The following is a 12809-nucleotide window of genomic DNA, read 5'->3' as shown; positions in this document are numbered from 1 at the left end:
CCGAGTCTGGCCTACCCAGCTAGCTGGCCAATCCTCATCTGTCGGTGCTGTGGCTCACGTCAGATCAGCCAGCCAATCCAACAACGAGGCATTCACCTGTTCAGGCACCTCGTCATGGGGGCAGTGGCCCGCATCCAGCACCACCTCCGTGGTGGCCGCCGGCGCATGCCGCTGGAACGTGGAGCGCCGTCCGGGGGCGTTGATCCAAGGATCACGGATCCCCCAGAGCAGCAGGAGAGGTGCGGTCAGCTCCGCGAAGAGCTCATCGAGGGGCTGCCCCCTGGGGATGTCGAACACCGTGCGGAACACACCAAAGGCGCCGGGATCGAGCGATGGGCGACGGATCGACTCCACCAACCAGTCGTCCACATTGGTTTTGTCGACATACACCTGATTGAGGGTGCGACGAATCGTTGCCGGACGGCGCAGATTTTCAAACAGCAACCTCTGCAGCACCGGGCTTTTCAGCAGAGCACTGCCGATGCTTTGCCGTGCAATGGCGCCCCACCCCTTGGGAAGCTGCTGTTCATCACTGAAGGGACCGGCCGCATTGAGCAACACCACACCAGCGCAGTCCTGGTGGAGCGCTGCACCAGCCGCCAGGGCAGCAAAGCCTCCGAGGGAATTTCCAGCAATCACCGTGGGACGTCCGATGCGCTCCCTCACATAGGCCACCAGCTGGTCGCGCCAGAGGGGGCCGCCATAGGCCAGCTCGGCTGGCTTGGCACTGCGGCCAAAACCCAGTAGGTCGACCGCGTGCACGGCATGGGTTTTGGCCAGCACGGGAATGTTGTGTCGCCAGTGGTCGGTGGACGCCCCAAAACCATGAACCAGCAACAGCGCAGGACGATCACTGCAGTCCTGCTCGGGCTGTTGATGGACCGTGTGGACAGCATGTCCGAGGTGGCTCCAGCGGTAGGTGTCCACAACGAAAGGCGGGAGGCGCGATGCTAGGCAGCCCGTCCGAAGCCTGAATGCAGAGCTACGAGGTGATCAGCGGACCCCTTGCCGATGCTGCTGTCTGGAGGGGAGCCCTGATCTGGGCCCTGGCGTTGTACGTGCCCCTGAGTGCACCGCTCAGTCGGTTGGAAGCCAGCCTGGAGACCAGCACCATTCCAGAAGATTGGAGACAGGGGGTCCTGATCCTGAGCAGCCTGCTGCTGGCCATGGCCGTTGGGCTAGCAACACAGCTGGGATGCAGTTGGGCTTTGGGTCCCGGCTGGGCCTCCAGCCTGGGCGTGGTGGTCTTGGGCTGGAGCCTTTTGCTGACCTTGACCAATCGCGACAGGACCTAATCAGGAGGCTCCAGCCAGCGGATCAGCAGCGAACTCCTCAGGGACCTCATTCCCATCTTCAGGGGGCTTGTCCTTCAGGACGAGACGCAACAACACTGGAGCCAAGAACGTGGTGCCGATCACCATCAGCAGGATTGCTGCCTCAAGACCAGCACTGAGCAAACCCGAGGCGGTGCCCAGCCCCAGGAAAATCAAGCCGACTTCGCCACGAGGCATCATCCCAAGACCCACCACCAGTTTGTTGGTCTTCTCCTGACTGAAGATGGCCCAGCCGGCCGCCACTTTGCCGATGATCGCCACTGCGAACAGGAAGGCTGCCACTACAAGGGCGGAACGGGCTCCAGGATCGGATGGATTGATAACTGACAGATCCATGCCGGCACCAACCAGCACAAAGAAAATTGTGGCGAACAGGCCAACGATGGGGGTGACCGCCGCCTGAATATCGTGGCGGTGCTTCGAAGTACTTGCGATCAAGCCAGCAGCAAAGGCCCCAAGAGCAGCCTCCAAACCAATCGCCGAGGCCACTAAGCAGCTCACGGCGAGAAGCAAATAGGACCCTATTAGCTTGGCGCCTGGAGCCTTGAGCTGATCAATCAGCCAGTCGAAGGCAGGGGCAGCCTTTTGGCTCAACAACAGGGCTACCACAACAAACATCACCGCAGCCACCACCAGCTGAACTATGGGACCGATCTGCAGGCTTCCGCCTGCTCCCAAGGACACCACGATGGCCAAGATCACGATTCCGAGGATGTCGTCGAGCACAGCGGCACCGATCACGATCTGGCCCTCACGGGTGCGCAGATACCCCAATTCACCAAAAACGCTCGCGGTGATGCCGATGCTGGTTGCCGTCATCGATGCACCCGCAAAGATCGCTGGAATCGCACCTATGTGGAAGATCGCCATCAGGCCGAAGGTGCCTAGAGCGAAGGGCAGCACTACACCCACCACGGCAACACTGAACGCCTGAGCACCTACCGCCATCAGCTCCTCCAGCTCACTCTCCAGCCCAGTCAGGAAAAGCAGGGAGTAAAGCCCCAAGGTGGCCACTGATTGCAGGGCCCCAAAGCTCTCGTCATAAAGCTCTGGAATGTTCTCCACCGGCACATGAGACAGACCGGACACGACCGCAGAGAAAGTTCCGGAAAGCTGAACTTGGGTCTCCGGCGGCACAAGAAGATGCAGACCCGACGCACCGATCAGCACCCCAGCCAATAGCTCACCGAGAATCGTGGGCAGCTCGAACCGCACCAATACCTCCGCGAGGGTTCGGGCTGCCACGAAAATCAGCACGAAGCGAAGGACGCTGATCATCGTTTCCGCCAATTCAAGGTCGTGACTGCTGATTTCGATCAGCAGAGTTGGCAACAGCATCAAGCCGAGCAAGTCTTTTGACGAACATTAATGGTGATTCCGCCGCTGAACTGTTCTCTGGATGATCCCAATTAACCGGGAATGCTGTAGAAGGACCCCTTTTTTCAGGCAGCCCTAGTTGTGATAGCTACGTTCCGATCAATTCATTGAGTTGGGCTGCGAGCACCCCTGGCCTGACGGTGATTCCACACTCCATGGCTCACTGAAACCCCATGACAACGTCCCAACCCCTCGACCTGCGCCTGCCGACCCCCGGCTGTTACAACGATCCCGAACGGGCTGGCCTAGACGCCAAGAGCGTCTTCGACGGCATGACCGAGCACCTGTTCTTCACCCTCGGCAAGCTCGCTCCTACCGCCAGCCGCCATGACCTCTACATGGCGCTGAGCTATGCGGTGCGCGACCGCCTGATGATGCGCTATCTCGCCACCACTGAGGCGATGCGAGCCCATCCCCAGAAGTCTGTCGCTTACCTCTCGGCAGAGTTCCTGATCGGGCCCCAGCTGAACAACAATCTGCTGAACCTCGGGATTCAACAGGAAGCCGAGGCAGCGCTTCGGAACTTCGGGATCGAATCCCTCCAGCAGATCCTGGATGTGGAGGAAGAACCTGGACTTGGCAACGGTGGTTTGGGACGCCTGGCGGCCTGCTATTTGGAGTCCCTCGCCAGCTTGAAGATCCCCGCCACGGGCTATGGCATCCGCTACGAATTCGGCATCTTCGACCAGCTGATCCGCGATGGCTGGCAGGTGGAGATCACCGACAAGTGGCTGAAGGGCGGCTGGCCCTGGGAACTGCCCCAGCCTGATGAAGCCTGCTTCGTTGGCTTCGGTGGCCGTACCGAGAGCTACATCGACGACAAGGGCAGCTACCGCTCCCGCTGGATTCCCGCCGAGCACGCCATCGGAATCCCCCACGATGTCCCCGTGCTGGGTTATCGCGTCAACATCTGCGATCGACTGCGGCTCTGGCGCGCCGATGCCACCGAGAGCTTCGACTTTTATGCCTTCAACATCGGCGATTACTACGGCGCCGTTGAGGAAAAGGTGGGCAGCGAAACCCTCTCCAAGGTGCTGTATCCCAACGATGGCACCGATGAAGGTCGCCGTCTGCGACTGAAGCAGCAGCACTTCTTCGTGAGCTGCTCCCTGCAGGACATGCTGCGCAGTCTCGACAACCGCGGGCTACCCGTTGAGGACTTCCCCAAGTACTGGACCGTTCAGCTCAACGACACCCACCCCGCCATCGCTGTTGCGGAGCTGATGCGTCTGCTGATCGACGACCGCCACATGGATTGGGACAAAGCTTGGGACATCACCTCCCGTTCCGTCGCTTACACCAACCACACCCTGCTTCCGGAGGCACTGGAGAAGTGGGACCTGAACCTGTTCGGCAACCTGCTGCCCCGCCATCTGGAACTGATCTACGAGATCAACCGTCGCTTCCTCCAGCAGCTGCGTCTGCGTTACCCCGGCAACGACGCTATCCAGCGCAAGTTGTCGATCATCGATGAAGACGGCAGCAAGGCTGTGCGCATGGCCCACCTGGCCACCATCGGTGCCCACCATGTGAATGGCGTGGCGGCACTGCACTCCGATTTGGTCAAGACCGATCTGCTGCCGGAATTCGCTGAGCTCTGGCCCGAGAAGTTCACCAACGTGACCAATGGCGTCACCCCACGCCGTTGGGTGGCCCTGGCCAACCCCGAGCTGTCCACCCTGCTCAACGAGCACATCGGCGAGGACTGGATCTCCAACATGGAGAACCTGCGCAAGCTGGAGGAGCGCCAGAACGACCAGGGCTTCCTTGAGCACTGGGGCAACACCAAGCTGTCGGTGAAGCGCAAGCTGGCCAGCTACATCCATCGCAACACCGGTGTGCTGGTGGATCCCTCCACGTTGTTCGACGTGCAGGTGAAGCGCATCCACGAGTACAAGCGCCAGCACCTCAATGCGCTGCAGGTGATCACCCAGTACCTGCGTATCAAGAACGGTCGAGCCGACGGCATGGCCCCCCGCACCGTGATCTTCGGTGGCAAGGCCGCTCCCGGCTACTACATGGCCAAGCTGATCATCCGCTTCATCAACGGCATCGCCGAGACCGTCAACGCCGATCCCGACATGGACGGCCGCCTGCGGGTGGTGTTCCTGCCGGATTACAACGTGAAGCTCGGCGAGCAGGTCTACCCCGCCTCCGACCTCTCCGAGCAGATCTCCACCGCCGGCAAGGAAGCCTCCGGCACCGGCAACATGAAGTTCGCCATGAACGGTGCCCTCACCATCGGCACCCTAGATGGCGCCAATGTGGAGATCCGCGAGCTGGTGGGCGCTGAGAACTTCTTCCTGTTCGGCAAGACCGTGGAGGAGATCAACGAACTCAAGCAGAGCGGTTACAACCCCGGCGCATTCATCAACGCCATGCCTGAGCTGCAGGAAGCACTGCGCTTGATCGAGATGGGCCACTTCAGCAATGGCGACAGCGAGCTGTTCCGTCCGCTGCTGGACAACCTCACCGGCAACGATCCGTTCTTCGTGATGGCGGACTTCGCCGACTACCTGCGGGCCCAGGAGGCCGTCAGCCTCGCCTGGACTGATCGCATGCACTGGAACCGCATGTCGCTGCTGAACACCGCCCGAACCGGGTTCTTCTCCTCTGACCGATCCATCGGCGAGTACTGCAAGAACATCTGGAACGTCGATCCCCTCAACGTCGAAATCACCTGCGACGTGCGCTGATGGGCGACCTTGCCCTGGTTATCAATCTCGGCAGTTCCAGCCTCAAGCCGGCCCTTGTGGATTCCACCGGGGCCTGCCCCTGGCACGGCGGCCGCAGTGTGGCTGCGGATGAATCGCTTTAAGAGGTGCTGGACAGCTGGCTCGCGCTAGCCCTGGGACCCCATCGTCATCAGGTGTCTCTGATTGGTCACCGCGTGGTCCATGGCGGTGAAGGCTTCACGGCCCCAACCCTGATTACGCAAGAAGTGGAAGCCACCCTGACGGAGCTGATCCCCCTGGCGCCGCTGCAGAATCCGCCTGCGTTGAAAGGATTCGCCTGGGCCCGTCACTGGGCCCCAGAGCTGCCGCAAAGGGCCTGTTTCGACACCGCCTTCCACAGCAGCCTTCCCGCTGCGGCTTAAACCTATGCCATCCCAAGCGAGTTCAGGAACAAGGGCTTCCGTCGCTTCGGTTTCCACGGGATCAACCATCAGCACGTCTCCGAAACGGTGGCCGCTCAATGGCGTGGGCAGGGCAAAGATCCATCACAGCTGCGGCTGATCAGCGCTCACCTCGGAGCAGGGGCCTCGCTGGCAGCGGTAAGAGGCGGGCGTTGCATCGATACCACCATGGGATTTACCCCCTTGGGAGGGCTGGTGATGGCCACCCGTTCCGGCAACGTCGACCCCGGGCTTTTGCTGGAACTGATGCGAGAGGGCTACAGCGAAGACCAAATGGCCACGATCCTGCAGAAGGAATCAGGCCTCAAGGGACTGTCCGGCCTCAGCGGTGACATGCGAACCATTCGCGAAGCGGCTGCAACCGGCCACAACGGGGCCATTCGAGCCTTGGATGTGTTCCGCCATAGGCTGCTGCAGCTGCTGGGGTCGATGGCCGCCAGCCTCGGCGGTGTGGATGTGCAGGCGCTGACCGGTGGAATCGGCGAGCACGACGAGCAACTCAAGCAGGAGTTGGCGACAGCCTTGTCCTGGTGGGGAGACTTTTCGACCGTTGTGATCCCAGCGGATGAGGAGGGCATGATTGCCCGCCTTTGTCAGCGACACAGCGAGACGCCTGCTTCAGCTGCGGTCGGGTAGATCCGGCGTCTGGTGCAGAAGGCGGTTCAACCGCAGACGATCAACGTTGAGGGGATCGGGAGCAAGCTCACCGGCAAGTTCACGGAACTTCTGTTCGATCTCTTCAGGAACGCGCACATCAAAAACGCGCTCCATAAGTGCTTCGATTGAAAACAGATGAGCGTTGATGTTCTCAAGGTCCGCCATGGCCTGTTGAAGGCCATCACTGGACTCGTCCGCTGAAGCTGCCGGTCCACGGGCGTTGGCCGCAGCCTGATCCTGCTGCTGACGTGCACCCTGCTGTTTCTGCAGATCTTCCAGAACACGTCCAGACAGGGTCCTGAAAGACTGGAGAGCAGCCCAGTTCAACTCCTGCTGCTGACGCAGGGTGGGGAACTCGCGGATCAGCCGGTCATGCTCCCGGTAAAACCGTTGACAGTCCGGGCATTGACAGGGCTCTTCCGGCACCGCAGTCCCTCGATCTCATCTCACACTATGCCACCCATCAGGCAGCAAGAGGTCCGCGGTCGTCCTCTGAACTTTTGTCATCGTCCTCGATGGTTCCAGGCAGAGGAATCTCAATCGACGACACCACACCAATCACATCCCGGAGTCGCATCGAATCGGCAAACCAGCCCATGGCCTGTTCTGTATCTCCACGACGCTCGGCATCGCTCGCCTGATCCTCATGGGCCTCCGCCAGCAGTGCCAGCCAGCACAGGCATCTGGCCTGCACCACAGAGAGGTCGAGATCCGTGGGTTGGGTGTCAGCAATGCGCTCGCTTTCCTGCTGTACGAGAAGGCGCAGTCGGAGGTCGTGTAGCTGGGTCATGGCACCCACCCGGTTACTCCAACCCTAGCGGTGGAGGACGGTCTGCCCACCCCACTAGATGTAGCGTCCACTACCGATGTTGGCGCTCCTGACGGGGCTGGCGGGACTCGAACCCACGACCTACGGTTTAGGAAACCGTTGCTCTATCCGGCTGAGCTACAGCCCCCGATCTGCCTCGATTATGCCCGCGAGGCATGATGTGGGCTGAAAGCAGGCGAGGTGGTTGCGGCCGATCTCTTTGAGTGTCGGCTGAGGAAAGTCCGGGCTCCCTGATGGCCAGGCTTGCTGGGTAACGCCCAGTGCGGGTGACCGTGAGGAGAGTGCCACAGAAACACACCGCCGATGGCCCCGTGGGGATTCCCCCAGGCACAGGCAAGGGTGCAAAGGTGCGGTAAGAGCGCACCAGCAGCATCGAGAGGTGCTGGCTCGGTAAACCCCGGCTGGGAGCAAGGCCAAGGAACGACGGCTGGCCATTGGCCCCGTTCCGTTTGAACGCGCCGCTCGAGGCCGTCGGTAACGGCGGTCCTAGATAGATAGCCACCCACCCTCTTCGGAGGCGTGAACAGAACCCGGCTTATGTCCTGCTTTCACCCCCATTTCCGTGGACCAAGCGCGTCGTGACTCTCTGCAGAGCCTGATCAGGCGGCTAAGCCTGGAGGACCTGGACAGCCCGACCCTCCTTCTGGAGGTGGAACGCGCCATGACCCATACCTCGAGCGGACGAACCGACCACAACGAGCGGCTTGAGTTCCTCGGCGATGCGGTGCTGCGTCTTGCGGCAACGCTCTATCTCGACCGCCACCATCCTGATTTGACCGTGGGCGACAGCTCAAGCCTTCGCGCCCAGCTCGTGAGTGATCGCTGGCTGGCGGAGCTGGGGGAAAGGATCGACATCGAAACCTGCTTGCTCCTCGGGGCCAAAGCGCTGGGTGATGCAGCTGCTCGAGCGACGATTCGCGCTGATGCCACCGAAGCACTGATCGGAGCCCTCTACAGAGCAAGCGGCAGCCTTGAGCCGATCCTGGGTTGGCTCACCCCCCACTGGCATCGCACCAGTGTTGACGTGCTGGCGGCACCCCATCGTTTCAACGGCAAGACCACGCTGCAGGAGTGGAGCCAGGGTCAGGGATTGGGCCTCCCGGAGTACAGCACTGAAGAACGGAGCCAAAGCCATGGCGATCCACAGCGATTCCGCAGCACGGTGCGTGTGGCCAGCCAAGTGTTGGCCGAAGGCCACGGACGCTCGCGCAAGGAGGCCGAACAAAACGCTGCGATCGCAGCCGCTCAGACCCTTGTCGGCAACGACGTTCCGCACTGATCACAGTGGCGGGCATCATCACTGTGTCCTTGCCGGCCGCAGGCGGAGCAGGTGATTCCCCGCTGTTTTTGCTGGTGCCGAACCCCTGAAACCGTGAGCAACCCGGTGGGGATCGCAATGATGCCGAAGCCCAGCATCATCACCACGGAGGCCAGTAAACGTCCAAGAGCCGTCTGAGGAACAAGATCCCCATAGCCCACGGTGGTCATCGTGACGATGGCCCAGTACACCCCGTTCGACACCGTCTGAAATTGGGAGTCTGGGCTGGCACTTTCAATCACGAAGATGAAGTACCCCAGCACCACCTGCAACAGGAAGACAAAAAACAGGTAAACGCAGATGGTGCGGGCACTGCCTCGCAACGCCTGCCCGAGCACGCGGGCTTCATCAATGAACTTGAGCAGCTTGAACACCCGCAGGATGCGCCCGAACTTGAACACCCACAGCAGCAGTTCACTGCGAATCTGCGGCACGAAGAAAAACAGCACCGCTGAGGCGTCAATCAACCCGTAGAAGCTGAACAGATATCGCCGCGGTTGCTCCACCAAGAGCAGGTGCAGAACGAAGTCGGCCGCAAACACAGCCAGACAGATGTTCTGGGCCACATCGATCCAGACCACATTGGTCTGACGCAGGGCCGAATTTCCCAGAGGGTCCGGCTCCAGCAGCAAGGCCAGAACGCTGAGCAGGATCGCCCCGAAAATCAAGACGTTGTATAGCTTGCCTGCGGGAGTGGTTGCCTCCAGCACCGTGGAGCGCAGGCGTTGTCGCAGGCTGCGATCCGACGCCATCGATTAGGCGGGCTGCAGGTCCTTCAACCGCATCGTCACCAGCTTGTCCCAGTTGCCACCTTCGAACAGCACAGCAGCACGATCACCGCTGATGCGCTGCACGAAACCGGTGTAACCGTTGTAAATCGAGGTCACGTCTTGGACCGTGACCGTAGCGCCCGGAAGAATCGGTGCAGCAGCAGACGCCATGGCTCGGGCGAGGTCAGTTCTGGCGTCATTATCGATGGAGCACCCCCCGAACGCATGGCCGAGAGCGAAGACTGGCTGATCGTAGGCAAGCTGGTGGGCGCTCAGGGACTGCAGGGTGAACTTCGGGTGAACCCCGCCAGCGATTTCCCGGAACGCTTCACCACCCCTGGCAGCCGTTGGCTGCAGGGACGCAAGGGCGGAGAACCCAAGGAAGTTCAACTCAAGAAAGGACGCCAGCTTCCGGGCAAGTCGTTGTTCATCGTGCGCCTGGAGGGCATCGACAGCCGCGATGCAGCAGAGGCGCTGGTGGGTCAGGAGCTGCTGGTGCCCGCCAGTGACCGCCCCGAGCTTGAGGAGGGCGAATTCCATCTGTTGGATCTTGTTGGTCTGGAGGGCCGCTTGCACCCCGACGAGCCCGCCATCGGAGTCGTGACCGACCTGATCAGTGGTGGCAACGATCTGCTGGAGCTGAAGACATCCGCAGGTCGCACGATGCTGATTCCCTTTGTGGAATCGATCGTGCCTGAGGTACACCTCGAGGCGGGCTGGTTGCTGCTCACCCCGCCGCCTGGACTGCTGGATCTCTGAGCCCATCGACAGAAGGTCCCAGCCCAGGCGATTCTTAGGATCAATCAACGATTCACAGCGTGGCCAGCACCCCTCTGATCCCTGTGATCCTCTGCGGTGGCACAGGCACACGGCTCTGGCCCCTGTCCCGCGCCAGTTACCCGAAGCAGTACTGGCCCCTCAGCGGGCATGGCGACACCACCTTGATGCAGCAGACCCAGCAGCGGCTGGAGGGTCTCGATGGCCTCGAGGCACCGTTGCTGATCTGCAATGAAGACCATCGCTTCATTGTGGCCGAGCAGATGCGGCAGATCGGCGTTGAACCCAACGCCATCCTGCTGGAACCAATGGGACGGAACACCGCTCCAGCCGTCACGGTGGCGGCGCTGCAGGCCACGGCTGAAGGGAAGGACCCATTGCTGCTGGTGCTGGCTGCCGACCACTTGATCCGCGATGCGAAGCAATTCCGCCAGGCGGTGGATGCCGGTAGATCCGCTGCAGAGGCCGGTCGCTTGGTGACCTTCGGGATCGTTCCCACCGCTCCGGAAACCGGCTACGGCTACATCGAGGCAGCCGAACCCTTCAGCGGCGAATCCATGGGTGAGGTGCCGATCGCCCGCTTCGTGGAAAAACCGGACCGGGCCACCGCAGAGCAATTCTTGGCCACCGGCCGCTTCACCTGGAACAGCGGCATGTTCCTGTTCAGGGCCAGCGCCATGCTGGGGGAGCTTGAGCGCCTGGCACCGGAGGTGGTGAGCTGTTGCCGTGCCGCCCTTGAACAGGACGTCGCCGATCTGGACTTTCTGCGACTGGAGCGGGAAGCCTTCGCCAAGTGCCCCAACGTGGCCATTGATGTGGCGGTGATGGAGAAGACGGAGCTGGGTTCAGTGCTGCCGTTGGATGCCGGCTGGAGTGACGTGGGCAGCTGGAGTGCGCTCTGGGAAACCGCGGACCGTGACGGTGACGGCAACGTGCTGCAGGGGCGGGTGATCAACAAGGGCAGTCGCAACTGCTATTTGCGCAGCGAACACCGCCTGGTGGTGGGTCTTGGCGTAGAGAACCTGGTGGTGGTGGAAACGGACGATGCCGTGCTGATCGCCGATCGCTCCAAGGCCCAGGAGATCAAATCGGTGGTCAAGCAACTGGAGGCGGATGGCAGCCCGGAAGGCAAGGCCCACCGCAAGATTTACCGCCCCTGGGGTGCCTACACCGGCGTCACCGAGGGCAACCGCTGGCAGGTAAAACGTATTTCGGTGAACCCCGGCGCCAGCCTGTCATTGCAGATGCACCATCACCGGGCTGAGCACTGGGTGGTGGTGAAAGGCACGGCCCTGGTGGAGCGGGATGGTGAACAGCAACTGGTGGGTGAAAACCAGAGCACCTACATCCCGCTGGGCTGCAAACACCGCCTGTCCAACCCCGGTCGCATCCCAGTGGAGCTGATCGAAGTGCAGAGCGGTGAATATCTCGGCGAAGACGACATCGTGCGCTTCGAGGACCGCTACGGCCGCAGCGATCAGCGCATGCCCGTCCAGTCCTGAAACCAGCCCTGACGGCGAAACCAAATCACCTGGGTCAGAGAGATCAGACCCATAACCACCATGCAAAGGACATAGCCATAGGGCCACTCCAGCTCCGGCATGTTCCAGGGGGACACCTCCGGATCGAAATTCATGCCGTACACACCAGCGATGAACGTCAACGGCACAAAAATGCTTGAGATCACCGTGAGCACCTTCATCACCTGATTCATACGGTTGCTGATGCTGGCCATGTAGCTGGCGGTCACGCCATCGCACTGGTGCCGCAGCACTTCAGCGGTTTCGAACACCCCATCCACGTGGGTGCTCACCTCCCGGAAACCGCGAACGGCTTCTCGATCCAGCAGTCGTTTGCCCTGCCGGACCAACACAATCAGCTGGCTGCGCAGGGGCCACACCACGGTTCGAACCCGGCGCAGGTCGGAGCGGATGTCGTAGGCCTGTCGCAGCAGCCGCGGCGTGGGGCGTCGCAGCGATGCCTCTTCGAGCTGATCCAGTTCCTCGGCGAGATCCTCCAACAGCGGCAGCACCTCATCCAGCACCTCATCCAGGAGGAAGAAAAAAATGTCGTCCAGCAGGGAACGATCCGGCGAATCCGGCAGCTTCACCAACCACTCGGTGAATTCAGGAAAGGCCATCCGGCGCGGCACTTCCTCAACGGTGAGCACCAGATTCGGCATCAGAACCACACCCACCTGCTCGCTGATCACCCGACCGCTGGCCCCCATGCTGAGGCGATGGATCACCACCTGAAGCACGTCTCCAACGGCATCCACCAGCGTGCGCTGAGGCGTTTCCACCAACACCGGCTGGAGAGCATCAGGGACCCGCAGCATTGAGATCACATCGGCCAGCAGATCAGGGCTTCCCAGTCCCTTGATCCGGACCCAGAGCGGCTCACCCCGCTGGAGCAGATCCTGCAATTGCTCGAGGGTCAACGCCAAGTGGGTGCTCACACCCTCTGCCTCTAAACACAGCGCAGAAAGGCCCGTCGGTGCGAGGCCGCCATGAACGAACAACGGCCCAGGCAGATCGCCCGGTCGTTCACTCAACCGGCGCGTCTTGACCGCATTGCTGCTGCGACGGACCTGTCGGGCCATGGGATCCGC

The 12809-nt window shown here is 61.4% G+C and carries 12 protein-coding genes, 1 tRNA gene, 1 other RNA gene and 1 pseudogene; 7 read left to right on the top strand and 8 right to left on the bottom strand.

Annotated features, from left to right (window positions below; all coding sequences use genetic code 11):
- Window positions 1-54 precede the first annotated feature (54 nt).
- The gene (locus tag SynA1524_RS01030) at window positions 55-927 is read right to left on the bottom strand and encodes an alpha/beta fold hydrolase (RefSeq protein ID WP_186498580.1); all 873 of its coding nucleotides are present in this window, start codon (window positions 925-927) and stop codon (window positions 55-57) included.
- A 47-nt stretch (window positions 928-974) separates the two neighbouring features.
- Here SynA1524_RS01030 and SynA1524_RS01025 point away from each other — a divergent pair, with 47 nt between their 5' ends.
- A complete protein-coding gene (locus SynA1524_RS01025) occupies window positions 975-1295 on the top strand; it encodes a hypothetical protein (RefSeq protein WP_186498579.1) in 321 nt (106 codons plus the stop codon).
- Here the strand turns inward: SynA1524_RS01025 and SynA1524_RS01020 are convergent, their stop codons facing one another.
- Window positions 1296-2672 carry a cation:proton antiporter gene (locus SynA1524_RS01020; RefSeq protein WP_186498578.1) on the bottom strand — a complete coding sequence of 459 codons (1377 nt, stop codon included), beginning with the start codon at window positions 2670-2672 and terminating at the stop codon, window positions 1296-1298.
- 212 nt (window positions 2673-2884) lie between these two features.
- Between SynA1524_RS01020 and SynA1524_RS01015 the strand changes: the two genes are divergently transcribed.
- A complete protein-coding gene (locus SynA1524_RS01015; RefSeq protein ID WP_186498577.1) occupies window positions 2885-5407 on the top strand; it encodes a glycogen/starch/alpha-glucan phosphorylase in 2523 nt (840 codons plus the stop codon).
- Window positions 5407-6483 (top strand): annotated as a pseudogene (locus SynA1524_RS01010) (acetate/propionate family kinase). Before SynA1524_RS01015 ends, SynA1524_RS01010 begins: the two are co-directional and overlap by 1 nt.
- On the opposite strand, the gene SynA1524_RS01005 reads toward SynA1524_RS01010, so the two are convergent.
- The 3 genes from SynA1524_RS01005 to SynA1524_RS00995 all read right to left on the bottom strand — a co-directional run bounded on the left by SynA1524_RS01005 (window position 6466) and on the right by SynA1524_RS00995 (window position 7460).
- Window positions 6466-6930, bottom strand: coding sequence for a DUF8661 family protein (locus SynA1524_RS01005; protein WP_186498576.1), 465 nt, complete (start codon window positions 6928-6930; stop codon window positions 6466-6468). The pseudogene SynA1524_RS01010 and the gene SynA1524_RS01005 overlap by 18 nt on opposite strands.
- Window positions 6931-6967: 37 nt before the next feature.
- On the bottom strand, window positions 6968-7294 hold the full coding sequence (locus SynA1524_RS01000; RefSeq protein ID WP_186498575.1) for a DUF8670 family protein: 327 nt from the start codon (window positions 7292-7294) through the stop codon (window positions 6968-6970).
- Window positions 7295-7386: 92 nt separating this feature from the next.
- Window positions 7387-7460: transfer RNA gene (locus SynA1524_RS00995), tRNA-Arg, on the bottom strand.
- A gap of 40 nt (window positions 7461-7500) precedes the next feature.
- On the opposite strand from SynA1524_RS00995, the gene rnpB reads away from it, so the two are divergent.
- An RNA gene (rnpB, locus tag SynA1524_RS00990) (RNase P RNA component class A) lies at window positions 7501-7887 on the top strand.
- Window positions 7888-7895: 8 nt separating this feature from the next.
- The gene (gene rnc / locus SynA1524_RS00985) at window positions 7896-8612 is read left to right on the top strand and encodes a ribonuclease III (protein WP_186498574.1); all 717 of its coding nucleotides are present in this window, start codon (window positions 7896-7898) and stop codon (window positions 8610-8612) included.
- Here the strand turns inward: rnc and SynA1524_RS00980 are convergent.
- The gene (locus SynA1524_RS00980) at window positions 8579-9403 is read right to left on the bottom strand and encodes an ion transporter (protein ID WP_186498573.1); all 825 of its coding nucleotides are present in this window, start codon (window positions 9401-9403) and stop codon (window positions 8579-8581) included. The genes rnc and SynA1524_RS00980 overlap by 34 nt on opposite strands.
- 3 nt (window positions 9404-9406) lie before the next feature.
- Complete coding sequence (locus SynA1524_RS00975; RefSeq protein ID WP_011127026.1) at window positions 9407-9592, bottom strand: NAD(P)H dehydrogenase subunit NdhS; 186 nt, start codon at window positions 9590-9592, stop codon at window positions 9407-9409.
- A gap of 54 nt (window positions 9593-9646) precedes the next feature.
- On the opposite strand from SynA1524_RS00975, the gene rimM reads away from it, so the two are divergent.
- Together rimM and SynA1524_RS00965 are read left to right on the top strand one after the other, a co-directional pair.
- Window positions 9647-10180, top strand: a complete 534-nt coding sequence (gene rimM, locus SynA1524_RS00970; protein ID WP_186498572.1) for a ribosome maturation factor RimM — start codon at window positions 9647-9649, stop codon at window positions 10178-10180.
- Window positions 10181-10239: 59 nt separating this feature from the next.
- A complete protein-coding gene (locus tag SynA1524_RS00965; protein WP_186498571.1) occupies window positions 10240-11700 on the top strand; it encodes a mannose-1-phosphate guanylyltransferase/mannose-6-phosphate isomerase in 1461 nt (486 codons plus the stop codon).
- On the opposite strand, the gene corA is transcribed toward SynA1524_RS00965, so the two are convergent.
- Window positions 11676-12800: a magnesium/cobalt transporter CorA gene (gene corA, locus SynA1524_RS00960; protein ID WP_186498570.1), complete on the bottom strand. Its 1125-nt coding sequence runs from the start codon at window positions 12798-12800 to the stop codon at window positions 11676-11678. The genes SynA1524_RS00965 and corA overlap by 25 nt on opposite strands.
- Window positions 12801-12809: the final 9 nt, after the last annotated feature.

The sequence above is a fragment of the Synechococcus sp. A15-24 genome (assembly GCF_014280195.1).
Classification (GTDB): domain Bacteria; phylum Cyanobacteriota; class Cyanobacteriia; order PCC-6307; family Cyanobiaceae; genus Parasynechococcus.
The sequence above is the reverse complement of the archived record's forward strand: the minus strand, read 5'-3'. Positions and strand labels throughout refer to the sequence as shown.